We start from the raw sequence: 21,816 nt of genomic DNA on the forward strand, positions 1-21,816 counted from the left end.
CAGGCTAATCGACGTCGCCCTCCCCGACCCGGGGACACACGGCCCCACCGGCGCAGATACGGCACACCGGCGACACATTATGTCACTTACACAACTTAAATCTATCTAGCCCCAGATGAACCTTTCGTTAATTGGATTACCATATACCTCATACGTGTACTACTATCCCTAGCGTTGCAGAAATATCATTTTTAACGCCTGTCAAATGAGGAGCATTCACGTGGAGCAACGACGCCGCATCGCCCCGCAGGGACCGATGGGAGCACTGCGAGGACATCCGACGATCGCCGTGACGGCCATCGTCGCCCTCGTTGCCACCATGGCCTTCGGCGGCAACACCATCTACCAGGCCCAGTCCGAGGGCGGTTCTTCCGTCGAGGTGAACCAGGCCAGCCTGAGCTTCGCCGACGGCGACAACGTCCTGGTCGACGACGCCGCCATCGCCTCCCAGGGCGGTGTGCCCGGCCCGAAGACGGTCAAGGAGTTCACCTCCGACGAGGAGTTCTCCATGTTCGCCCTGACCTGGGAGCGGGAGAACGCCGACTTCGCCACCTACGTCCGCGCCGAGAACGACGACGGCGAGTGGGGCCCCTGGTACGCCGCCGCCCCGATGGAGGAAGTGCCGGTCGACGGCAAGATGGGCACCGACCTCATCTACGTCGAACCGACCAACCGCGTGCAGGTCTCGGTCGCCGGCGTCGACCTCGGCATCACCGACGAGGAGAACACCGCCGCCGACGAGGCCTCCCTCGCCAACGTCCCGGAGGAGGCCCCCGTCGCGGGCGCCGGCATCGACTCCACCATGGGCGACAACCTGGACTACCCCGCGACCGAGCCCACCGAGGCCACCGAACAGGGCCAGCTGCCGGACCTGCCGTCGGACTACGGCGACATCCAGCCGGTCGCCGACGCCGAGCAGGAAACCACGGTCGAGGACAACGGCCCGATTAAGGCCAGCGAGATCGAGACCGTGCTCATCGACCCGGACCTCGAGGCCGGCATCAACGAGGGCATCGATCTGGCCAGCACCACCGACGGCATGCCGAACGTCGTCTCCCGCGCGGGCTGGAGCGCCAACGAAAACCTGCGCAACGTCTACTACAACGAGCCGGTGTCCGCGGTGACCGTGCACCACACCGCCGGCTCCAACAACTACAGTGCCCAGGCGGCCCCGGGCATCGTCCGCGGCATCCAGACCTACCACGGCCAGACCCTGGGCTGGGGCGATATTGGGTACAACGCGCTCGTCGATAAGTACGGCCAGATCTACGAGGGCCGCGCCGGTGGCCTGGACCGCGCCGTACAGGGCGCGCACGTCGGCGGCTTCAACGGCAACACCTGGGGCGTGTCCGTTTTGGGCAACTACGAGACCGCCCAGCCCTCCCAGGAAGCCCTGAACTCGCTCGGCAAGCTCGCCGGCTGGAAGGCCGCCATCTCTGGCTTCGACCCGACGGGCCAGGACCGCCACTACGCAGAGTTCGACTTCAACGGCTCACGCTACAGCCGCGGCCAGGGCGGCATGTTCCCGAACATCAACGCCCACCGCGACTTCCACTACAACGCGTGCCCGGGCCAGTACCTGTACGCGCAGATGGATACGATCCGCTCGGTGGCCAAGCAGCGCTACGACGAGATCAAGCAGGGCACCACCGGCAGCGGCCAGAACACGTCGACCACGTCGACCACCGAAACCACCGCGCAGGATCGCGATCAGACCACCTCCGAGCCCACGACCACGACCGCCTCGGCCAGCAACGAGCAGACCACCCCGCTGGATCTGATCGCGAACGCGCTGAACGGCGACATCGGCGCCATCTTGGCCATCGCCGGCTCCATCGCCGGTGTCGTGCTCGCCGCCGCGGCCGCGCAGGGCGCGACCCCGGGTAGCAGCTCGTCGGTAGGCGACATCGAGATCTTCGAGGGACTGAAGATCTCCGACCTGCCGCCGATTATCGACGGCGTCGTCTCCTTAAGCGGCGACTCCGAGATCGAGAGGACCTGGAAGGCGGTCTACTCCGCGCTCGGCCCGGTGCTCGGGGAATCCCGCAGTGGGGAGACCACCGCGCAGGGCAACGGCGAGAACTCGTCGTTCGCGCTCTTCGATAACGGTATCATCGTCTCCGACGACGACACCGGCACCCAGGCGCTGTGGGGCGCGATCGCCGACGCCTGGGCAGGCCAGGGCTTCGACGCCGGCCCGCTGGGCATGCCGACCTCCAGCCAGCTGTCCTCCGACGGCACCGAGAAGACCTCCGTCGAGTTCGAGGGCGGTTCGATCTCCTACGACCCGGAGACCAACCACCTGACCATCACCACCAACTAGGCGAGCCCGTAGGAACGTTCGACGGCGGCGTTCCACTGCTCGATGAGATGCCCGCGCTTCTGCGCGGGCATCTGCGCGTTGAAGCTCGCCTCGATGTCGACGAGCCCGGCGATCTCCTCGGTGTCGCGAAAGAGCCCGGCGCCTAAGCCGGCGGCGAACCCGGCGCCGAGAGCCGTGGTTTCGATCGTCACCGGGCGTTCGACGGAGGTGCCGAGGATGTCGGCCTGCAGCTGCATGAGCAGGTCGTTGGAGACCATGCCGCCGTCAACACGCAAGGTGTTCAGCTCCACCGAGGAGTCGCGCACCATGGCGTCGACGACCTCCTTCGTCTGCAGGCAGGTCGCCTCCAAGGCGGCGCGGGCGATGTGGCGGCGGTCGGTGAAGCGGGTCAGCCCGACGATGACGCCGCGGGCGTCGCTGCGCCAGCGCGGCGCGAACAGCCCGGAAAACGCAGGCACGATGACCACGCCCGCGGAGTCGGTGACCTGCCGGGCGAGCACCTCACTGTGGGCGGCCGTGTCGATGATGCCCATCTGATCGCGCAACCACTGGATGAGCGAGCCGCCGACCGCCACCGAGCCCTCCAAAGCGTAGACGGGGCGCTCGCCGGCGATCTGCCAGGCGACGGTGGTCAAAAGCCCGTGGTGGGAAAACTGCGGGACGTCGCCGGTGTTCATCAACAAAAACAGCCCGGTTCCGTAGGTGTTCTTCGCATCTCCCGGGTGGAAACAGCCCTGGCCGAACAGGGCGGCGTGCTGGTCTCCTAAAACGGCGGTGATCGGCACCTTGGACAGCCCGCCGCGTTCACGCACGTGCGCGATCTCCCCGATGGACGGGCGGATCTCGGGCAGGATGTTCATGGGCACGCGGAACTGCTCGCACAGCTGCGTATCCCACTGGCCGGTCTCCAGGTCCATGAGCAGGGTGCGCGAGGCGTTGGTGATGTCGGTGACGTGCGCGGCTGGGCGGCCGTGATCTCCGTGGGCGCCGCCGGTGAAGTTCCAGATCAGCCAGCTGTCCATGGTGCCGGCGAGCAGCTCGCCGCGCTCGGCGCGCTCGCGGGCGCCGTCGACGTGATCGAGGATCCAGGCGATCTTCGGCGCCGCCGGATAGGAGTTCGCCAAAAGGCCGGTCTGCTTCAGCCACCGGGCCGGGTCCTCACCGCCGATGTGGGCGGTGCGGGTGTCCTGCCACACGATCGCGTTGTAGATCGGCCTCCCGGTCGCCTTCTCCCAGACGATGGCGGTCTCGCGCTGGTTGCTTAAGCCCAGGGCGGCGATGTCCTCGGCGGCCGCGTCGATCTCCGCCATGCTGGCCGAGACGGCGCGGCGCACGTTCGCCCAGATCTCCAGGGCGTCGTGCTCGACGAGCCCCTCCGCGGGCAGGATCTGCTCGTGTTCGAACTGCGCGGAGGTCAGCACCTTCCCCCGACGATCGAGAAGGACACACCTCGTCGAGGTCGTGCCCTGATCGACGGCGGCGATCAGGCGCGGGCCGGGGGATTCACTCAGAGAGTCACTGTCCTGCTGAAAAGTCACACGGGTTATTGTGCCGGAAACCACTGCTCCAACACGTCGGCGACTCCCCCTTCGTCGTTACTGCTGGTGACCACGTCCGCCGCCGCGATCACGCCGGGGTGCGCGTTGCGCATCGCCACGCCATAGCCGGCGAAGCGCAGCATCTCGATGTCGTTGGGCATATCGCCGAACGCGACGGTGTCACGCTGATCGATGCCGTGCAGCTGGGTCAGCGTGTGCACCCCGTAGGCTTTGGTCACCCCCGGTGCGGCGACCTCGATGAGGCCCTCGTTCATGGAATAGGTGAGGTGCGCTTCGGCGTCGTCGATAAGCGGGGCGATGCGCGCGTGCATCTCCGGGGCGCTTAAGAAGTCGTTGCGCAGGATCATTTTCACCGCGGGCACGGAGATCACCTCGTCCTCGGCGGCCTCGCCGAAGCCCTGCTCGGACCAGGTGTGCAGGTAGCCGGGCCCGACGACGAAGATCTCTTCCGCGATGTCGCGGGAGTTTTTGCCCCCGCGCTCGGCGGCGACGCTGACCCCGCCGACGTCCTCCAATGCCCGGCGCGCCGCCGCCAGCACCCGGGCCATCGTGTCCGGCGAGATGGTGTGGGTGGCGATGACTTCGTCGCGGCCCGCGTCGTAAAGCACCGCCCCATTCGAGGTCACGCACACCGGGCGGACCGGCAGCTGCTCGAGCACCATGTGGATCCAGCGGTGCGGGCGCCCGGTGGCCAGCGCGACCTCAGCGCCCGCCGCGACGGCCCGGCCGATCACCGCGCGCACCCGCTGGGGGACGCGGTCGCGGGAATCGATGAGCGTGCCGTCGATGTCGCTGACGATGAGGCGCGGTGACCAGTCGGATGTCATGACCTGCTCAGCTTCCTTGTCACACGGCCCCACAAGCCGCGGGCCTTCCGCGCGGCTTTCTGGGCGGCCTTCTTCTCCGCCGCCGCCTGTTTCTCGTCGTGGCGGCGTTTCTTCTCCGCCCGGTACTGCGCATCGAGCTCGTCGGCCTGAGCGAGCGTCAGGGCCCCGCCGCCGAGCGCGGCCGGCCGCCAGCTCTCCCCGCCTTCATAAGGCCCGTACTCGGCCTCGTAGGCGTGGCGGGCGTCGTCGAGAAGCTCCTGCATCGCCGCCTTGAGCCGGGCGGTGGCCTCCTCGGGTGTGCCGCTGGTGTCGACGGGCGCGCCCACGTGCACCCGTACCGGGAAGTGGTGGCGGCCGAGGTGCTTCTTCCCGCCCTTGGTCCAGGTGCGCTGCCCGCCCCAGGAGACCAGGGGGATCAGCGGGGTGTGCGCCTCGGCGGCGATGCGCACGGCACCCGTTTTGAAGCCCTTGAGCTCGAAGGAGCGCGAGATCGTGGCCTCGGGGAAGACCCCCACCAGATGCCCGGCGCGCAGGTAGCGCACGGCCTCGGCGATCGACGAGCGGCCGGCGAAGCGATCGACGGGCACCTGCTTCATCGCCCGCATGATCGCGCCGACGACGGGGATGTCGAAGACCTCTTTCTTCGTCATGTAGCGCACGAGCCGCTTGCCACGCAGCTGGGCCGGCACGCCCACCCAGCACATGTCGAGGTAGTTCGTGTGGTTCGAGGCGATCAGCGCGCCGCCGGTCGTCGGCAGGTTCTCGGCGCCGACGCAGGTGATCCGCATGCCTTGCAGCCGCAGGATCTTCCGGATGGCGGGCAGAATGATGCGCCCGTAGGGGAACTCGCGGGGCTCGCGCGGGTGCTCAGGCACCTCGGGCAGGCCGGCCGGTACGCGGAACTGGCCGACCATCTCGTAGTGGTAATCGGCGGGCGTCTCGCTCATGGCGCGCCGGTTACTTCGCGGTGCCCGGGACGAGGACATCCTTGCCGACGAGCGGCCGCAGCGCCTCCGGCACCACCACGGAGCCGTCGGCTTGCTGGTGGTTCTCCAAAATCGCCGCCAGCCAGCGGGTGGTGGCCAGGGTGCCGTTGAGGGTGGCGACGACCTGCGACTTGTTCTCCGCGTCCCGGAAACGGGTGTTGAGGCGCCGGCCCTGGTAGGTGGTGCAGTTCGAGGTGCTGGTCAGCTCCCGGTAGGTGTTTTGGGTGGGAATCCACGCCTCGGTGTCGAACTTGCGGGCGGCCGAGGAGCCTAAGTCCCCGCCGGCGATGTCGATGATGCGATAGGGCACGTCGATGGCGGCGAGCATCTCGCGTTCCATGTTGAGCAGCGCCTGGTGCTGCTCAGCGGCCTCGGCCGGGTCGCAGTAGACGAACATCTCCAGCTTGTCGAACTGGTGGACGCGGATGATGCCGCGGGTGTCCTTGCCGTAGGATCCCGCTTCTCGACGGAAGCAGCTCGACCAGCCCGCATACTTGAGTGGACCGTCTTTCAGGTCGATGATCTCATCCTTGTGGTAGCCGGCCAAGGCGACCTCAGAGGTGCCCACCAGGTACAGGTCATCGTTTTGGAGGTAGTAGACCTCGTCGGCGTGCTCTCCGAGGAAGCCCGTGCCGGCCATGATCTCCGGGCGCACGAGCACCGGCGGGATCATGAGCTTGAAGCCGGCCTCGCGGGCCTTCTGCGCGGCGAGCAGCATGAGCGAGAGCTGCAGGAAGGCGCCGTCGCCGGTGAGGTAGTAGAAGCGGGCGCCGCCGACCTTGGCGCCGCGGGCCATGTCGATCAGCCCCAGCGACTCGCCCAGATCCGGGTGGTCCTGCGGGGTGAAGTCGAACTGCGGGATCTCGCCGATCTCCTCGAGGACCACGAAGTCGTCCTCCCCGCCGGCCGGCGCGCCCTCCACGACGTTGTCGATCCTGAACTGCAGGTCGTTGACGTCCTGCTCCGCGGCCTTCTGGGCCTCCTCGGCTTCCTTGACGCGTGCCTTGAGCTCGTTGGAGCCTTCCAAAAGCTGAGGGCGTTCCTCGGGGCTAGCCTGGCCGATCTTCTTGCCGAAGGCCTTCTGCTCACTGCGTAAGGCGTCGGCGTTCTGGATCGCCTCGCGGCGGCGGGCGTCCGCCTCGAGCAGCTTATCGACGAGGCTCGGATCAGCGCCGCGGGTCTGCTGCGAGGTGCGGACGAGGTCGGGGTTGTCGCGGAGAAGCTTCAGATCAATCACACCAGCTAATTCTAGCGTGACTGCCGCCAGGCGCATCTGTGCGGGCGAAACGTCACCGCTTCCCCTAGACCGGTCATAACCAGGCGACTAGAATAGGTCACATGTCTCCGCACGATGTTTCGGCTCTGCCCGCGCTAGAAATCGTCGACGGCCCCGTGCCCAAGCACGCCCAACTCCGCGACCTGCTCGAGCAGATGGCCACCACCACGCTGCAGCCCGGCGACATGCTGCCCGGCGAGCGGGTGATCGAGGAGTACTACGGCGTCTCGCGCATCACGGTGCGCCGCGCGATCGGGGACCTCGTCGCCGCCGGCAAGCTGCGGCGCGTGCGCGGCAAGGGCACGTTCGTCGCCCCGAACACGCTAGTCTCGCACCTGCACTTGGCGTCCTTTTCCGCGGAGATGAGCGCCCAGGACGTCACCGCCACCTCCCGGATCCTGCTCTCCGAGCGCACCGCCGCCCCCGACGAGGTCAACGAGTTCTTCGGCGCGGAGCGCGGCACCGTCCAGATCCACCTGCGGCGGCTGCGCCTCGGCGACGACATCCCCTATGCCATCGACGACGGCTGGTATAACGCCGCCATCGCCCCGGACCTCCTCGAGCGCGACGTCTATAACTCCGTCTACGCCATCCTGGACGAGGCCTTCGGCCACCCCGTGACCGACGCCGATCAGTCGGTCACCGCCGTCGCCGCGAGCATGCGCCAGTCCCCGCTTCTCGACGTCGAACCCGGCACCCCCCTGCTGTCCATCGTGCGGCACTCCCGCTCTCAGCGCACCCCGGTCGAGTGGTGCTCCTCGGTGTATCGCACCGACCGCTACCAGTTGTCCTCGCATATCGAGAGGAGCTCGCAGGCCGGTTCCTGACATTTCCTAACGTGACTTGCCCGGCGTGGGAGTGCACAATGGATGCATTATGACTTCCCCCGGATCGAATTCTTGGCGCTCGGCGGCCGCCATCCGCACCTCCCTGGTGGCGGCACTGGTCGGCGCCGTCGCCGTCGGCAGCTACGGACTAGCCTCCCAGTCGCAGGGAAACGGCGCCACCGCCGAGGGTGCCTCCGCCACCGAGGAAGCCAGCCCGACGACCACCGCCGCGCCCTTCACCACCGCGGATGCCGGCACGTGCCTGACGTGGTCGCTCAACGCCGACGGCGAGATCGAACAGTTCGAACGCGCCGACTGCGAAGGCGAGCACCGCTTCGAGGTCTCCACCCGCGAGGATCTCGCCACCTACCCCACCAGCGAGTTCGGTGCCGACGCCGAGCGCCCCGGCATCACCCGCCAGGCCCAGCTGCGCGAGGAGCTGTGCGAGGCGCCCACCCTGCGCTACCTCGACGGCCAGTTCGACCCCGCCGGCCGCTACACCATCGCCTCGATCCTGCCGCCGGAAGACAAGTGGGCCGAAGGCGATCGCACCCTGTTGTGCGGGCTGCAGTCCACCGACGGAGAGGGCAACGTGCTGGCCACCAGCGGTTATGTCGCCCAGCAGGACCAGGCCCGCACCTTCGAGCCGGGCGACTGCGTGGCCATCGACTCCGCCGACCAGCTCAGCGCCGTCGAGTGCTCGGAGCCGCACCAGCTCGAGGTCACCGAGACCGTCGATTTGAACCCGGTGTTCGAAAACGAGGTGCCGGACGTCGAGAAGCAAGACGAGCACCTGCTCGAGGCCTGCACCGCCGCGGGCGAGGACTACGTGGGCGGCGGCGATAAGCTGCGCGAGATGGAGCTCACCCCGTACTGGATCCCGGTGCCGCCGGCGTCGTGGGCCGGCGGGTCGCGCTCGACGAACTGCTACCTCGTCCACGCGCACGAAGAGGGCGGCTTCTCCGTTCTGACCGGCTCGGCCGCCGACCCGGAGAACTTCCAGGTCGACGAGGCCGCCCCGGCCGAGGAGCCCTCCGGCGAGGCCTCGATGGAGCAAGGCCCCGCCGAAGCAGAGACCGGAGACAGCGACCAGCCGCAGGTCCACTAATGTATCGCGTCAGCGACGAGGAGTTCGACAGCTTGGTCAACGACGCCCTCGATACCGTGCCCGCCCACGTCGTGGAGCGCATGGGCAACGTCGTGGTCCTCGTGCGCCCCTACCACGAGGAGGAGCCTTCCACCCTCGGGCTCTACGAGGGCGTGCCGCTGACCGAGCGGACCTTCGATCACACCGGGTACTTGCCGGATGCGATCTTCTTATATAAAGAGGCCCTCGAGCAGCTCGCCACCACCTATGAGGAGCTCGCCCACGAGGTGCGCGTGACCCTCTTCCACGAGATCGGCCACTACTTCGGCATCGAAGAAGACCGCCTCCACGAGCTCGGCTGGGGCTAGGGCAGCGCGGCGTCCGCCCAGCGCACCAGCTCCCACTCGCCGAAGGCCCGCCCGCGCGGCGCCAGCACCACGAAACGGCAGTTCGGCACGTAGTTCGCCAGGGCAAAGTCCGGATCCACGCCGGTGGCATGCGTGGCGACGGTCCGAATCACCGCCCCGTGGGAAAAGATGATGCAGTCTTTACCGTCTGCCAGCACGCTGGTGAGCTCGTCGAGCACTGGGCGGTAGCGGGCGAGAATCTCGCCGAGGGTCTCGCCGCGCTCGCCGCGCATCCGGGCCGCGGGAGCCCCGTGCAGCCAGCCGGACATCGCCTCGGCGTAGGCGAGGTGGGCGGCGGCGTCGTTACGCATCTCCATCTCCCCGGCGGCGATCTCGTGGATGCCGGTGACCGTGCGGACCTTGAGGCGATCCGCGGGGAGCCCGGCGGCGTCTGTGAGGGCGCTAGCGGCAAGCGCGGCGGTTTGGCGGGTGCGCAGCGAGATCCCGCAGAGCACCTCGGCGATGCGCCCGAGGCTACCGCGTGTGACTCCGCAGTATTCGGCGAGCTCTTGGCCCACCGCGCGGGCCTGCTCACGGCCGAGGTCCGTCAGCTCGGCGCCCGGCGGGCGGGTATCGAGCAGCCTCTCGACGTTCGAATACGTCTGCCCATGGCGAACTAGGATGATGCGTCCCTCGGCGGTCACGGAAGATGTCCCTTTCTCGCGGCGTTGACCCACTCGTCGGCCTGGTGCAGCCTATCGAGATCCACCGCCTTGCGCCGATCATCGCGCACCGAAGGCCACGAGCCCAGGAAATACAGCGCGTCGGTGCGCATCCACAGCGCGCGCAACGCCTCAGCGACCGGCGGGTCGCTGATATGCCCGACGACGTCCACGTAGAACAGGTACTCGCCGTAGTTGGCGCGGTTGGGCCGCGAGGCGATGCGCGACATATCGACGCCGCGCAGCGCGAAATCCTGCAGGGCCTCGACGAGCGTGCCCGGGCGATGCGGCAGGGTAAACACCACGAGGGTGGTGTCGTTGCCGGTGCGGGCGGTGGGGACGTCTCGCTTGCCGACGACCACAAACCGCGTCCGCGCCCCCTTCTCATCGGCGACACTCTCGGCGAGCGTCTCCAGCCCGAGGAGCTCGGCGGCCCGGGCCGGGGCGGCCGCGGCATCCACCGTGCCCGCAGCGACCATCTCCGCGGCCGCCGCGTTCGAGGAGGCGGGGATGAACTCGGCCTCCGGCAGGTGGCGCGCCTGCCACCGGCGGACCTGCTGGTGCGCGACCGGATGGGTGGCGAACGTGCGCACGTCCTCGAGGCGGGTGCCGGGGCGCACCATGATGGCAAACGCGATCTCGATTTCGTACTCGTGGAAGATCTGGACGTCCTTGTCTCCCTCGACGAGCGCGTCGTAGGTGCCGGTCACGGCGCCGTCGACGGAGTTTTCGATGGCCACGACCGCCCAGCGCGCCGCGTTCTCGCGCACCGCGTCGAGAGCCGCCGCCGGCGAGGCCACCGGGAGCGTCTCCGGGTCCTCGGTGCCGAAGACCCCGGCGGCGGCGAAACCGCGTAAGGCCTGCTCGGTGAACGTTCCCGCGGGCCCTAGGTACGCGACAGTGGGTGGGGTGGGTGCTTGCTCGGACATGGGCCCCAGAATATCGGAGCGCGCGAGCGCCTACAGTGTTTCCCATGACTGAGATCATCCCCGCCGCCCGCGAGCTCGCCGAGAAGATCGCCGGGCTCACCCCCAGCGAACACGGATTTAGCCACCTGCACCTCACCCGCCCGGCCACCGGCTCCGGGGATCTTGACGGCTGGGTGATCCCGGCGAAGGATCTCTACGACGTCGCCGGCATGCCCACCACCTTCGGTTCGGCTCGGCGGATGCACATCGCGACGGAAACGCATCCTTTCATCGCCGCCTACGAGGCCCGCGGCGCGGTGATCCCCGGCAAGTCGAGCACCTCGGAGCTGGGACTGACGGTGGATGCGGAGCCGAGGGATCTGCCGCACGTCGATAACCCCATCTGGCCGGGACACACCCCGGGCGGTTCTTCGGGCGGGGCGGCCGCGATGGTGGCCCGCGGGCTGGTCCGCGCAGCCCACGCCTCCGACGGCGGCGGCTCGATCCGCGTGCCGGCCGCGGCGTGCGGGCTCGTCGGCTTCAAGCCTTCGGCGCACACGATCGCCGTCCACGGCTTTATGACCACCAGCATCGACGACCAGGCCCTGCTGCACGAGATCACGCCGCGCCTCGATCGCCGCGTGCGCGTCGGCCTGCTCACCGAGCCGATCCTCGCGGAGACCGACGTCCAGCCCGAGTGGGAGAAGGCCACTCGCGAGGCGGCCGAGCACCTCGCAGCCGCCGGCCACGAGGTCGTCGAGGTCTCCACCTGGCCGGAGGCCACCGAGACCTTCGAGCGCTTCATCGACTTATTCAGCTACGGGCTCACCAGCCTGGAGGAGGCCGACTACATAGCCGCGTGGCTGCGCGAGCGCGGGGCGAAGGTGAGCGCTCGTCGATACGCGGAGTCCCAGACCTATGCCCGCGTGCTCAAGGCCCGGATGGCGCGCCACTACGACGTCGACGTCCTGCTCACCCCCACACTGGCCGGCGATCCCCCGGAAACCGGCACGTTTAGCTCCCTTTCCCCGGAGGAGAACTTCGCCGCCCAGACCCGCTGGACCCCGTGGACCTCGTTGTTCAACATGTCCGGCTCGTGCGCGATCGCGCTGCCCTGGCCGGTGCCGAACCGCCCGCAGCCGGCGAGCGTGCACTTGGCCAGCCTCACCCTCACCGACGCCCAACTGTTGGCTCTGGCCGCAGAACTGCCGCAGTGACGAATAACCGCCGCCTCTGGGCCGAGATCCTCGTGGTCACGGCGGTCACCTTCGGCACCTCGGGGCTGCGGGCGATCCTGCGGCTTATCGACGACCTGCTCGCCCCCACCTCCCTCAACGAGCAACAGGTCACCCTCAACCAGTCGCAGTCACCGCTGCCGCTTCTCGACGTCGCCCTCCAACTCAGCTCCGCCCTCGTCCTTTTCGCCTGGGGAGCACTCGCCCTGCTGCTTCTGGCTTATGACGGCCGGCGCCTGACCGATCCGCGGGCCTCGGATCTGGGGTGGGGTGCGCTTCTCGCCGCGATCATCGGCATCCCCGGGCTCGCGCTCTATGTCACCGCGGTGCAGCTAGGCCTCTCGAAGGTGGTGGTGCCGACGGGCTTTGATAACGCCTTCACCGAAATCCCGCTGCTGTTGACCTGGTCGGCGGCGAACGCGTTCGGCGAGGAGATCGTCGTGGTCGCCTGGCTGATGACGCGCCTGCGCCAGCTGCGCATCCCCTTGGCCGGGGCGCTGGCGGCCTCCGCCCTGCTGCGTGGCTCTTACCACCTCTACCAGGGGATTTCGGCCGGGCTCGGCAACATCGTCATGGGCGTGGTCTACGGGTGGTTTTTCGCCCGCACCGGGCGGATCACCCCGCTGATCATCGCCCACTTTCTTATCGACGCCATCGCCTTCGTCGGCTACGCCCTCCTCGCACCCCACCTGGGGTGGCTACTGCCGACTCCGGGCGGCACCTAAGCGTTTAGAAGCAACCTCTCAGCGCACACACGCAGCGCGGTTCCCCTCGTAGCCGCCCGCGGGTTAGGCTCGTACGCATGACTGATCACCAGGAGCCCCGGGACCCGGGCCGGCACGAACGCCGCCGGGTACGCCCGCAAGTCAACCGCTCCGGTGGTCCTCGCGACGAGGCCGGCGACTACGTCCTCGACCGCAACGGCAACCCACTGATCGACCGTTACGGCCGCCCCGTCCGCGCCCGGCAGCGCCCGAGTGACCAGCGCCCGCTCCGGCGGCCGCGTCGCGAACCCGCCGCCGAGCAGCGCCCCGGACGCCCCATCCAGCACCCACCGCCGCCGCGCCGACGCCCGCCGCGCTCCCCGCAACAGCCGCCGCGCCGACGCCCGCCGCGCTCCCCGCAACAGCCGCCGCGCCCACCCAAGCCGCGCGTCGGGGGTGCCTCCGGACCGCGCCGCCGCGCCCCGCGCCGACGCCGGCGCGGTCCGGGCTGCCTGGGTTGTGGTGGGCTGGTCGTCGCCACGCTGCTGGTGGTGACGCTGGTGGCGGTCTTGCTTGCCGACGCCCGCCTCACCCGCATCGACGCCTCCCCCGAACCCGCTATCGAATCGACCGCGGGCACGAACTGGCTGCTCGTCGGTTCCGACTCCCGCCAAGGCCTCACGGAGGAACAGCAGGCAGAGCTCGGCACGGGCGGCGAGGTCGACATCGGGCGTACCGACACGATCATGCTCCTGCACATCCCGTTCGGAACCGGGGAGTCGCGGCTGGTTTCGCTGCCGCGTGACTCGCTCGTCAACATCCCCGGCTACGGCGAGAACAAGATCAACGCCGCGTTCACCTTCGGCGGGCCGAAGCTGCTGGCCACCACGGTCGAGCAAAACACGGGCCTGAACATCGATCACTACGCTGAGATCGGCATGGGCGGGCTGGCGAATCTGGTCGACGCCGTCGGTGGTGTCGAGATCTGCGTCGACGAACCGATCACCGACCCGCTCGCCAACATCGACCTGCAGGCCGGCTGCCAAACCATGGACGGCCCGACCGCTCTGGGATACGTGCGCACCCGCGCCACCTCCCAAGGCGACCTCGACCGCGTGGCGCGCCAACGCGAGTTCTTCGCCGCCCTCCTCGGTGAGGCCACCAGCCCGGCGACCCTGCTCAACCCCTTCGACGCGATCCCGCTGGTCTACCACGGATCCGGCACCTTCACCGTCGGCGAAGGCGACCACGTCTGGCACCTCGCCCGCCTGGCGCTGGCGATGGGCACTGGCACGACCACCGAAACCGTGCCCATCGCCGGGTTCCAGGACACGTCGGTCGGCAACGTCGTGATCTGGGACGAGACCGCCGCCGAGGAGATGTTCGCCTCGATGCGGTAGGGGCGTGGCTGGCTGCTGTACGGGAGCGTTTAGAAGCGCTCTGGAGCGCTCTGTGCGGCCACATCTACATGCCGCGATATCGCTTCACCGAAAGGAGTCGCCCAGAAACGAGTCCCGCGCGGTCGAAAGGGTGCCTCGTTTCGACCGACCGCTTTCGACCAGCGATAGCGCGGTATGCGGATCGGTCCGGCCGAGATCGGTTTTGCAAACCGACGAGCCCTGGCCCCCTTGCGGCCATACAGCAGTACCGAGTTCGCGCGCCCGGTCGAAAGGAGTAGTACAGAAAGGAGTCCCGCGCGGTCGAAACCAGCACTCCTTTAGGTGCGACTGCTTTCGACAAGCGTTACCGCCTTATCGGCGGGTCATGCCGGATGGCCTTCAAGCGCCATCGCGGCATCGCTCAGCAATGCCATCCAGGTCAACCAGGCAGGTCAGGCCAGCCCGAACGCATGCCGCGATATCGCTTCACCGAAAGGAGTAGCACATAAACGAGTCCCGCGAGGTCAAAAGGACGCCTCGTTTCGACCGACTGCTTTCGACAAGCGTTACCGCCTCATACTCCAACCAGCACACCCCCGAACCTCGAACCCCGAACCCCCAAAAAAGCCAAACGCCTACCGAATCGTGACCTGGCGGGACTTGATGTTCTGCAGCTGCTTGCGCTCGTCGGCGGTGAGCTGGACGTCGTTGGTGATTTCGGCGCTGAGGGCGTCGTTGACGCGGACGAGTTCTTCGTCGTAGGCGTCGGAGGGCTTGTCGGTGTCGTGCAGGTCAAAGACGGGAACGACGAGACCGTGGGTACGGAACACGCCGGCGAACTTGGTGTTCTCCCCGAGGTGCAGATCCCCGCGGGCAGCAACGCGGGCCAGCGCCGCCAGCAGCGCGTTTTCGTCCTCGTCGACGCGGATCCAGCGCAGGTATGCCTTGCCGCCGCCGGGGTTGGTCCACCACGCGGAGCCCGGGACGTCGGCGGTGACCCGGCGCGTGAAGGCGATCGAGTCGTTCGCGCGCTGGACGGCCTGCTGCACCTCCGGCGCCACCGGGGCATTGTCCGGGGTCCACCAGGAGAAGTCATCGTGGACGTCGATGGTGAGGGTGGTGGAAGAGTCGATGAGCGACTGAAGCTCCGGCTGGTTGCCGTCGGCGACGGTGGATTCGATCGTCTCGCCCGGCTCAGCGGTGATCGCCCAGTTCAGGGCGTAGGCGAGGTCGCGGCCTGGGTTGTGGGAGCGCTTCTGCACCTGCAGTCCGACGAGCGCCTCGCCGCCGTACTCCTCGTCGCGCACCAGGGCAGCGCCGGCGCCGGGCAGCACGGTGCCGAGGTAGACGTCGCGCTCGGCACCCTTGACGGGGAGCTTCGCCGTGGCGGAGGGGACAAACTCCTGCAGGGCGACGAGCTCGGCCTCGCAGGCGAGCCCGGCGAACGGGCGGGATTCCTTTTCGAGGGCGGCGCGCTCGGCCTGCCGGGCGGCGATCTTCGCCTGCCGACGGCTCATGCCCTCCGGCAGGTTCTCGTCCTTCTGCTTCTTACGGTTCTTCTTGGCCATGGGGCCTAATCTACCGAAGCGAGCTGACCGTAGGTGGCCAGGGCCTTCTCTGGATAATCGGTGGCCACGATATCGGCGCCGACCTTCTGGCCGAACTTCATGTCGGCGGAGCTGTTGGTGGTCCACAGGTAGGTCGGCAGCTCCTGCGCGCCGACGAGATCGGGGCGCAGTTTCGCGGTGCCCACCGAGAGTCCCAAGCCGGTCGGCGAGGAGAGCATGAGGTCTTTCGGGTTGTAGCGCAACTCCCAGTGACGACGCAGGTAGATGCGGTCGATGTCGGGTATCAGCTCCGCCATCCGCCGCATCGAGGTGTGGGAGAAGGAGATGACGTGGATGCGCTCGTCGTGAAGCAACCCAGCGTAGATGAGGTCCTGGCGGATGCGTTCTTCCTGCATGCGCCCGTAGCGGGAGGGGTGCTTGATCTCGAGGTAGAGGTGCTTGTCGCCGGCGTCGACGATCATCTCGAGAAGCTCCGGCAGGGTGAGGATCGTCTGCGGATTAGCTGGTGTGCCGAAGTTTTCGCGGCGCAGCTCGTCGAGGGTGAGCTCGGAGATCTTGGTGAAGTGCTCACCGCCGACGTTGGTCCGCCCGATGCGGCGGTCGTGGTGCAGGACCAACTCCCCGGAGCGGCACAGCCGCACGTCGCACTCGACGCCGTGGATCGGCAGCCCGAGGGTGTACTCGTAGGCCGCGCGGGTCAGTTCCTGATACCCGGGTGCCAGCCCCCGGTGAGCGACAATCTTCATCTTTGCCTAGCTACTCTTCCTCGTTGACTGCATCGTCGGCCGGCGCTTGCCACGACTTGATGCGCCGCAGCTGCATCCGGTTTTTGCGTTGCGACGCCCCCAACTTGCTCGACAGCGAATTGAGGATCGCGATCGCCTCCGTGATGTGCGGGCCCTTGTTGAGCATGACCGCCTCGGCGCGTAAGGCGTAGGCCGCGTCGGTGATCTCCGCGCGCGAGGGCAGGCCGTTTTTCGCCAGGTTCTCCAGGACCTGGGTGGCCATGATCGTCGGCACGTGGGCGGCCTCGGCCATGTTCATGATCAGCCGCGGCACCTCGGCGAGGCGCTCAAAGCCGAACTCGACGGCCAGATCGCCGCGCGCGATCATCAGCCCCAAGCGGCGATGCCGCATGCCCTCGAGCAGCACGGCGGCCAGCTGCTCGTAGGCCGGGATCGTCTCGATCTTCAACACGATGCCCAGATCCCGGGCACGCTCGGCGGACTCAGGACCTTCTTCCCTAGCGAGCGTGTCCGCGATCTTCTCCAGCGTGTCCAAGACGAAGGCGACGTCCTCGGCGTTGCGGATGAACGAGACGTTCGCGATGTCGCCGTGGCGGGCGACGAACTCGAAGGCCGCGATGTCCTCGTCGGTCAGAGACGGCAGCGGCAGGTCGGTCTCCGGGAGGTTGATGCCCTTCGACGCCTTGAGCTTCGAACCGCCCGGCTTGGTGCGGGTGACCTCCAAGTGGGCGCGGTGGTGGCCGGCGTCGTCGGTGTCGGTTCCGCGGCAGACGGCTTCGATGGTGCCGTCGTCGAAAAGCACGCGCTCGCCGACGTTGATCGCCGCCGCCGCCTCGACCAGCGTGCACGCCACCACCGGCGTGCCGGCGGCGCGGGGGTCGGTGGGGATCTGCTCGGTGGTGAGGATCATCTCGTCGCCGGCCTCGAAGCGCAGCTCCTGCTCCGAGGGTTTGATGCCGCCGACCCGGGTTTTCACCCAGTCGTATTCGATGAGCGTGGAGTTCGACAAATACGCGTTCTGCTGGCCCAGCGCCAGGGCGCAGCGCACCCCGTCGACCTCGTGGATCGCCTCCACCTCGAACTCGCGCTTGGCGTCGCGGGTGTCGACGAACCGCACCTTCGCGCCCTCGGCGAGGCTTGCGGCCCAGGTGTCGTCGACAAGCACGGAGAGGGTGGGCCTACCCGGCAGCTCCGGCGGCTCCGGCCAGTCCGCACCGTCAGCCACCGCGCCGCGCGGGATGAACCACAGCTTGGCAGGGGTGATCATCTCACCGACGTCAGTGCGGGTCACGCGCGCCCGATCGATGGCCGGGCCCGGCGCGATCTCGCCGGTGCGCAGCTTCGGGCCGGCTAAGTCCATGGCGATACGGATCTCGCGGCCGACGCGCTCGGCGGCGGCGTGGACGTTGTCGATCATGCGCAGCCACTCGGCCTCGGTGTCCTTGGCGCAGTTGATGCGCGCGATCTCCATGCCGGCCTCGGCGAAGCCCAGCACGAGCTGCGGGTCGTCGGCCGCCTCGGTCGGCAGCGTGACCATGATGCGCGAATGCGTATCCGGGGCGTTGGGCCCGAGCAGGGAATCCGCGTGTCCCTCCAGCAGGTCGTCGGCGAAAGAGAAGGCGTCGAAGACGTCATCGCCGCCGAACTTCAGCTCCTCGCCCAGGTAGGCGGAGACGACGTTGCGGGCGGCTTGCAGCCGGGCCTTGACCGCGGGCTCGGTGGTGGTCAGACGGGTGGCGCCGAGGGAGGCGAGATTCGCCTGCAGCGGGCGCATGTCGCGGCTGCGCAGCGTGGCGTAGTGCACGAGGTTGCGCGCGCCCTCGCGGTGATCCGGGTGGACGCGCTCGATCGCCTCGGTGTTTTCCCGCTCCCCGGTCTCGAGGTCCTCCAGCAGCGTATCGATCTGCTCGAGTATCGCGCGCAGGTTCTCGTCCATGCGAGACGCCATGCGTGACACCGCCTTTCTTCTTAGGTTGTCGGAGCAAGGTCATCGCAGCAACCGGCCCGACCGAGTCCCTTCCGGCCGGTATTGTGCACCCTCTCGGTAAACGAAGGGCCGGAAGCGGGTAAACGGATGAAGAACAGCTAGAAAAACTCGCGGAGGATCGCGTCCAGAGTCTGCACCGAGTTATCGAACTGCTCCTGTTCCTTTTCCTGCAGATCGAGCTCGACGACGCGGGCGATGCCGGTGCGGTTGATCACCGCCGGGGTGCCGATGTAGATGTCCTCGCGTCCATATTCGCCCTGCAGCAGCGCGGATACCGCGACCACGACCTCCTGGTTCTTCATGATCGCGCGCGTGATGCGCGCCATGCCCATACCGATGCCGTAGGAGGTCGAGCCCTTCTTATCGATGATGTGATACGCCGCATCCCGCGTCCTTTCGAAGATCTCGTTGATGCGGGTGGCGAAGGTCTCGTCGGCCTCCGCGCGCGAACGCAGCGACACCCCGGCGGCCATGCCCGAGGAGATCACCGGCAGGCCGGTGTCGCCGTGTTCGCCGATGATGTAGGCGTGCACGCTCGTCGGCGCGACCTGGAACAGCTCGCCCAGCATGTAACGGTAGCGCGCGGTATCCAGCACTGTGCCGGTGCCGATCACCCGGTGCGACGCCAACCCGGAATACTTCCACACGCCGTAGGTGAGGATGTCGACGGGGTTGGAGGCGACGAGGAACAGGCCGTCGAAACCCGTGGCCATGACCTGTTCGGTGATCGACTTCATGATCGCCATGTTGCGGCCCACCAAATCCAGGCGGGTCTCGCCGGGGCGCTGCGCGGAGCCGGCACAGATGACGACGAGGGCGGCGTCCGCGCAATCCTCGTAGCTGCCCACGGTCACCCGGGTGCGTGACGGCGCCCAGACGACGCCGTGGTTGAGGTCCATGACGTTGCCCTCGAGTTTGTCAGCGTCGATGTCGATGATGGCGAGGTGGTCTACCGTTCCCTGGTTGACCAGGGCATAGGCATAGGCGACTCCCACGTCACCCGCGCCGATGAGCACGACCTTGTTTCCGACGGCGGTCTGCATTGCTCTTCACTATCCTTCCGCCCCTTCACCGGGGCGCTGGTTACGGACATATCCCTTGTAAGGGGTACGAAACCTAGTGTGCCGCAGGTTGGCTCGCCATGCGTGGTGTTTTGATCGGTGCCACAATATCGCCATGATCTTCCAAGGACTGCGCCGTTGCCTGGTGCGCTCTTTGCGTAGTACGGCGAAGTCCGGCCTCATCGCGCTCGAGGTCTACCTCGAGTTGCTACCGGGGATACGCATGACGGTGATGTCCGCGCCCACCCGCCGGCTGCCGAAGAACTTGGGCGCCGGGCTGCTCGGGGCCGAGGCCGCGACGTGGTGGGCGATCTCGCCGTCCCTGCTGCCGCGGCCCTGGTGGGTGACGGCCGCGAACGTCGCCTGCTGTCAGGCGGTCGGCCACGCCGCCGCCACCGGTCTAGCCTTCGGCATCCGCCACAGCGCCCGCGTCGGCGACCTGCACCTCCCGGCGCGCCTGCGGCGGCGCACGAACCGGATCACCCACGTAGCGATGGCCGGCATCACCTCCGTGGTCTTCCTGACCTCGTTGTACCGCCAGGATCGGCAGGCGGCCCTCGTCTCTGCCCCGGCCGGGCGGGGGCGGCGCGCGGCGGTGCGGGGCTCGCTCGTCGGCACCTTAGGCTACGGGCTGTTGTTGCTTCTGGCGGAGGCCTCGCAGTCGAGCGTCGACAGGCTCAACCGGGAGCTGCGCCGCTGGCTGCCGCCGGTGGTCAGCTGGCCGCTGGCGACGCTCGCGTTCGTCGGCCTGATCACCCTCGCCTCCGATCGGGTGTTGGTGCGCCGCTTCTTCAACCGCGCCGCCCGCAGCGCCCGGCGCCTCAACGAGGCGGTCGTCCCGGAAGCCGCACAGCCCACCGAGTTCGAGCGCACCGGCAGCGCCCGCTCCCACGAGCGCTGGCACCTCGTCGGCTCCCAGGGCCGGGCACTGTTGTCCAGCGGCCCGCGCGCCCGGGATATCGCCGAGGTCACGGGGGCTTTCCGACGCCTCCGAACCCATCCGCGTCTTCATCGGCTACGTCGAGGGCCGCACCCTCGACGAGGCCGCCGAGCTCGCCATCGTCGAGCTCGAGCGCACCGGCGCGTTCGAGCGCTCCGCGATCGTGATGATGACCTCCGCCGGCACCGGCTGGCTCAGCGACTTCTCCGTCGACGCCGTCGAATTCCTCACCGGTGGCGACTGCGCACTCGTGGCCATGCAGTACTCCTACCTGCCGTCGGCCGTGTCCTACCTCTCGGATCGCGACAGCCCCATCGAATCCTCCATGCTGCTCATCCAGGCCATCGAAGAGCGCCTCGCCCGCCTCGACGATGACGCCCGCCCGAAGTTCTTCGTCTCCGGCGAATCCCTCGGTGGCTACGGCATCGCCGAGTCCTTCGACCACATCGCCGACCTCCTCGCCCGCTGCGACGGCGCCGTCTTCTCCGGCGTGCCCGGTTTCACCGGCATGCACCGCGCGCTCACCGTCCACCGGGATGCGGGAAGCCCCCACCGCCTGCCTCTTGTCGACGGCGGCCGCCACGTCCGCTTCGTCGCCACGCCCGAGCACCTCGACCACGACTTCCGCGGAGAGGATTACCCCGAGCCCTGGGCCACACCGCGGGTGGTATTCGCCCAGCACGCCTCGGATCCGATCGTCTACTGGCACCCGCGGATCTTCTACCGCCGCCCGGAGTGGCTCAGCGAGCCGGGCTCCCGCGGGGTGCCGGCCCCAGCCGCGCAGCACCTCGACGTTTTCGAGGGGATGCGCTGGGTGCCTTTCATCACCGGCTGGCAGGTCGGCCTCGACCAGCTGACCTCGCTGGACGTCCCCGGCGGGCACGGACACAACTACCACCGGGAGATGCTCTCGTACTGGGCGGCCGTGCTCGACGACGTGGTCGCCTTCGAGGTCACGGAAGAGTTCCTCGACGCCGCCGAGGCCTGGATTTACGACGACCACATCGACCGCTAACGCACTATGCACGGTGGTTGCGGATGGCCTGCCGAGCTGGCCGTTTACCCCCTTTTGGCTTGTCTGGCCTATGGTGCGATAGCGCTGGTCGAAAGGAGTTGCACCTAAAGCAGTGCTGGTTTCGACCGCGTGGGACTCGTTTAGGGGCGACTTCTTTCGACCAGGAGTGCGAATGCGATACCGTTTTATGGCCGCTGGGGTGCCTGGCGTTTTGGAAGTTCGCTCTTCCGTGCGGTTTAGCGTTGTTACTGCGCAAAAGCTTGAAGGAAGATGCTTGAAGGGTGCGTCCTTCAAGGTTTTGTGCGAGAAAATGGACTGA

The 21,816-nt window shown here is 68.0% G+C and carries 18 protein-coding genes and 1 pseudogene; 9 read left to right on the plus strand and 10 right to left on the minus strand.

Annotated elements, in window-relative coordinates; translation table 11 throughout:
- Positions 1 to 220: 220 nt before the first annotated feature.
- The gene (locus tag C3B44_RS10985) at positions 221 to 2,323 is read left to right on the plus strand and encodes an N-acetylmuramoyl-L-alanine amidase (protein ID WP_146183455.1); all 2,103 of its coding nucleotides are present in this window, start codon (positions 221 to 223) and stop codon (positions 2,321 to 2,323) included.
- On the opposite strand, the gene glpK is transcribed toward C3B44_RS10985, so the two are convergent.
- Genes glpK through serS form a run of 4 tightly spaced genes read right to left on the minus strand, consistent with a single transcriptional unit; the run spans position 2,320 to position 6,932 of the window.
- The gene (glpK, locus tag C3B44_RS10990; protein WP_235840393.1) at positions 2,320 to 3,861 is read right to left on the minus strand and encodes a glycerol kinase GlpK; all 1,542 of its coding nucleotides are present in this window, start codon (positions 3,859 to 3,861) and stop codon (positions 2,320 to 2,322) included. The two genes, C3B44_RS10985 and glpK, sit on opposite strands and share 4 nt — an antisense overlap.
- Before the next feature lie 5 nt (positions 3,862 to 3,866).
- Positions 3,867 to 4,709, minus strand: a complete 843-nt coding sequence (locus tag C3B44_RS10995) for an HAD family hydrolase (RefSeq protein ID WP_108432399.1) — start codon at positions 4,707 to 4,709, stop codon at positions 3,867 to 3,869.
- A complete protein-coding gene (locus C3B44_RS11000; RefSeq protein WP_412841946.1) occupies positions 4,706 to 5,656 on the minus strand; it encodes a lysophospholipid acyltransferase family protein in 951 nt (316 codons plus the stop codon). Before C3B44_RS11000 ends, C3B44_RS10995 begins: the two co-directional genes overlap by 4 nt.
- 10 nt (positions 5,657 to 5,666) lie before the next feature.
- The gene (gene serS / locus C3B44_RS11005; protein WP_108432400.1) at positions 5,667 to 6,932 is read right to left on the minus strand and encodes a serine--tRNA ligase; all 1,266 of its coding nucleotides are present in this window, start codon (positions 6,930 to 6,932) and stop codon (positions 5,667 to 5,669) included.
- A gap of 101 nt (positions 6,933 to 7,033) precedes the next feature.
- Here serS and C3B44_RS11010 point away from each other — a divergent pair, with 101 nt between their 5' ends.
- The 3 genes from C3B44_RS11010 to C3B44_RS11020 are packed head-to-tail and all read left to right on the plus strand — an operon-like array spanning position 7,034 to position 9,253.
- Positions 7,034 to 7,798, plus strand: a complete 765-nt coding sequence (locus C3B44_RS11010) for a GntR family transcriptional regulator (RefSeq protein WP_108432401.1) — start codon at positions 7,034 to 7,036, stop codon at positions 7,796 to 7,798.
- A 49-nt stretch (positions 7,799 to 7,847) separates the two neighbouring features.
- Positions 7,848 to 8,906: a septum formation family protein gene (locus tag C3B44_RS11015; protein ID WP_108432402.1), complete on the plus strand. Its 1,059-nt coding sequence runs from the start codon at positions 7,848 to 7,850 to the stop codon at positions 8,904 to 8,906.
- Positions 8,906 to 9,253 carry a metallopeptidase family protein gene (locus tag C3B44_RS11020; RefSeq protein ID WP_108432403.1) on the plus strand — a complete coding sequence of 116 codons (348 nt, stop codon included), beginning with the start codon at positions 8,906 to 8,908 and terminating at the stop codon, positions 9,251 to 9,253. Before C3B44_RS11015 ends, C3B44_RS11020 begins: the two co-directional genes overlap by 1 nt.
- Here the strand turns inward: C3B44_RS11020 and C3B44_RS11025 are convergent.
- A complete protein-coding gene (locus C3B44_RS11025) occupies positions 9,250 to 9,936 on the minus strand; it encodes a histidine phosphatase family protein (protein ID WP_108432404.1) in 687 nt (228 codons plus the stop codon). The two genes, C3B44_RS11020 and C3B44_RS11025, sit on opposite strands and share 4 nt — an antisense overlap.
- A complete protein-coding gene (pheA, locus tag C3B44_RS11030; RefSeq protein ID WP_108432405.1) occupies positions 9,933 to 10,883 on the minus strand; it encodes a prephenate dehydratase in 951 nt (316 codons plus the stop codon). Before pheA ends, C3B44_RS11025 begins: the two co-directional genes overlap by 4 nt.
- Before the next feature lie 44 nt (positions 10,884 to 10,927).
- Between pheA and C3B44_RS11035 the strand changes: the two genes are divergently transcribed.
- The 3 genes from C3B44_RS11035 (at position 10,928) to C3B44_RS11045 (ending at position 14,201) form a co-directional block, all read left to right on the plus strand.
- Complete coding sequence (locus C3B44_RS11035; protein ID WP_108432406.1) at positions 10,928 to 12,079, plus strand: amidase; 1,152 nt, start codon at positions 10,928 to 10,930, stop codon at positions 12,077 to 12,079.
- Complete coding sequence (locus C3B44_RS11040; RefSeq protein WP_108432407.1) at positions 12,076 to 12,822, plus strand: CPBP family intramembrane glutamic endopeptidase; 747 nt, start codon at positions 12,076 to 12,078, stop codon at positions 12,820 to 12,822. The genes C3B44_RS11035 and C3B44_RS11040 overlap by 4 nt, the downstream gene beginning before the upstream one ends.
- A gap of 77 nt (positions 12,823 to 12,899) precedes the next feature.
- On the plus strand, positions 12,900 to 14,201 hold the full coding sequence (locus C3B44_RS11045; RefSeq protein WP_108432408.1) for an LCP family protein: 1,302 nt from the start codon (positions 12,900 to 12,902) through the stop codon (positions 14,199 to 14,201).
- 614 nt (positions 14,202 to 14,815) lie between these two features.
- Here the strand turns inward: C3B44_RS11045 and C3B44_RS11050 are convergent.
- The 4 genes from C3B44_RS11050 to C3B44_RS11065 form a co-directional block, all read right to left on the minus strand.
- A complete protein-coding gene (locus tag C3B44_RS11050) occupies positions 14,816 to 15,748 on the minus strand; it encodes a DUF5926 family protein (protein WP_108432409.1) in 933 nt (310 codons plus the stop codon).
- A gap of 5 nt (positions 15,749 to 15,753) precedes the next feature.
- Positions 15,754 to 16,494, minus strand: a complete 741-nt coding sequence (locus C3B44_RS11055) for a glycerophosphodiester phosphodiesterase family protein (protein WP_108432410.1) — start codon at positions 16,492 to 16,494, stop codon at positions 15,754 to 15,756.
- 10 nt (positions 16,495 to 16,504) lie between these two features.
- Positions 16,505 to 18,442: a pyruvate kinase gene (locus tag C3B44_RS11060; protein WP_108432411.1), complete on the minus strand. Its 1,938-nt coding sequence runs from the start codon at positions 18,440 to 18,442 to the stop codon at positions 16,505 to 16,507.
- Between the two features lie 137 nt (positions 18,443 to 18,579).
- Complete coding sequence (locus C3B44_RS11065) at positions 18,580 to 19,524, minus strand: L-lactate dehydrogenase (RefSeq protein ID WP_108432412.1); 945 nt, start codon at positions 19,522 to 19,524, stop codon at positions 18,580 to 18,582.
- A gap of 250 nt (positions 19,525 to 19,774) precedes the next feature.
- On the opposite strand from C3B44_RS11065, the pseudogene C3B44_RS12030 reads away from it, so the two are divergent.
- Both C3B44_RS12030 and C3B44_RS11075 read left to right on the plus strand, forming a co-directional pair.
- Positions 19,775 to 20,428 (plus strand): annotated as a pseudogene (locus tag C3B44_RS12030) (alpha/beta-hydrolase N-terminal domain-containing protein); the annotation flags it as partial.
- A 172-nt stretch (positions 20,429 to 20,600) separates the two neighbouring features.
- Positions 20,601 to 21,497: an alpha/beta-hydrolase family protein gene (locus tag C3B44_RS11075; protein WP_235840403.1), complete on the plus strand. Its 897-nt coding sequence runs from the start codon at positions 20,601 to 20,603 to the stop codon at positions 21,495 to 21,497.
- The last annotated feature ends 319 nt before the right edge of the window (positions 21,498 to 21,816 follow it).

The sequence above is a fragment of the Corynebacterium yudongzhengii genome, from assembly GCF_003065405.1.
Classification (GTDB): domain Bacteria; phylum Actinomycetota; class Actinomycetes; order Mycobacteriales; family Mycobacteriaceae; genus Corynebacterium; species Corynebacterium yudongzhengii.

What these genes read in the sequence shown, in the direction of transcription:
- C3B44_RS11000 (WP_412841946.1), bottom strand. Translation starts at nt 5,656, where the DNA reads ATGAGCGAGACGCCCGCCGATTACCACTACGAGATGGTCGGCCAGTTC.
- C3B44_RS11010 (WP_108432401.1), top strand. Translation starts at nt 7,034, where the DNA reads ATGTCTCCGCACGATGTTTCGGCTCTGCCCGCGCTAGAAATCGTCGAC.
- C3B44_RS11065 (WP_108432412.1), bottom strand. Translation starts at nt 19,524, where the DNA reads ATGCAGACCGCCGTCGGAAACAAGGTCGTGCTCATCGGCGCGGGTGAC.
- C3B44_RS10995 (WP_108432399.1), bottom strand. Translation starts at nt 4,709, where the DNA reads ATGACATCCGACTGGTCACCGCGCCTCATCGTCAGCGACATCGACGGC.
- C3B44_RS11050 (WP_108432409.1), bottom strand. Translation starts at nt 15,748, where the DNA reads ATGGCCAAGAAGAACCGTAAGAAGCAGAAGGACGAGAACCTGCCGGAG.
- C3B44_RS11045 (WP_108432408.1), top strand. Translation starts at nt 12,900, where the DNA reads ATGACTGATCACCAGGAGCCCCGGGACCCGGGCCGGCACGAACGCCGC.
- C3B44_RS11020 (WP_108432403.1), top strand. Translation starts at nt 8,906, where the DNA reads ATGTATCGCGTCAGCGACGAGGAGTTCGACAGCTTGGTCAACGACGCC.
- C3B44_RS11035 (WP_108432406.1), top strand. Translation starts at nt 10,928, where the DNA reads ATGACTGAGATCATCCCCGCCGCCCGCGAGCTCGCCGAGAAGATCGCC.
- C3B44_RS11055 (WP_108432410.1), bottom strand. Translation starts at nt 16,494, where the DNA reads ATGAAGATTGTCGCTCACCGGGGGCTGGCACCCGGGTATCAGGAACTG.
- C3B44_RS11015 (WP_108432402.1), top strand. Translation starts at nt 7,848, where the DNA reads ATGACTTCCCCCGGATCGAATTCTTGGCGCTCGGCGGCCGCCATCCGC.
- pheA (WP_108432405.1), bottom strand. Translation starts at nt 10,883, where the DNA reads ATGTCCGAGCAAGCACCCACCCCACCCACTGTCGCGTACCTAGGGCCC.
- C3B44_RS11060 (WP_108432411.1), bottom strand. Translation starts at nt 18,442, where the DNA reads ATGGCGTCTCGCATGGACGAGAACCTGCGCGCGATACTCGAGCAGATC.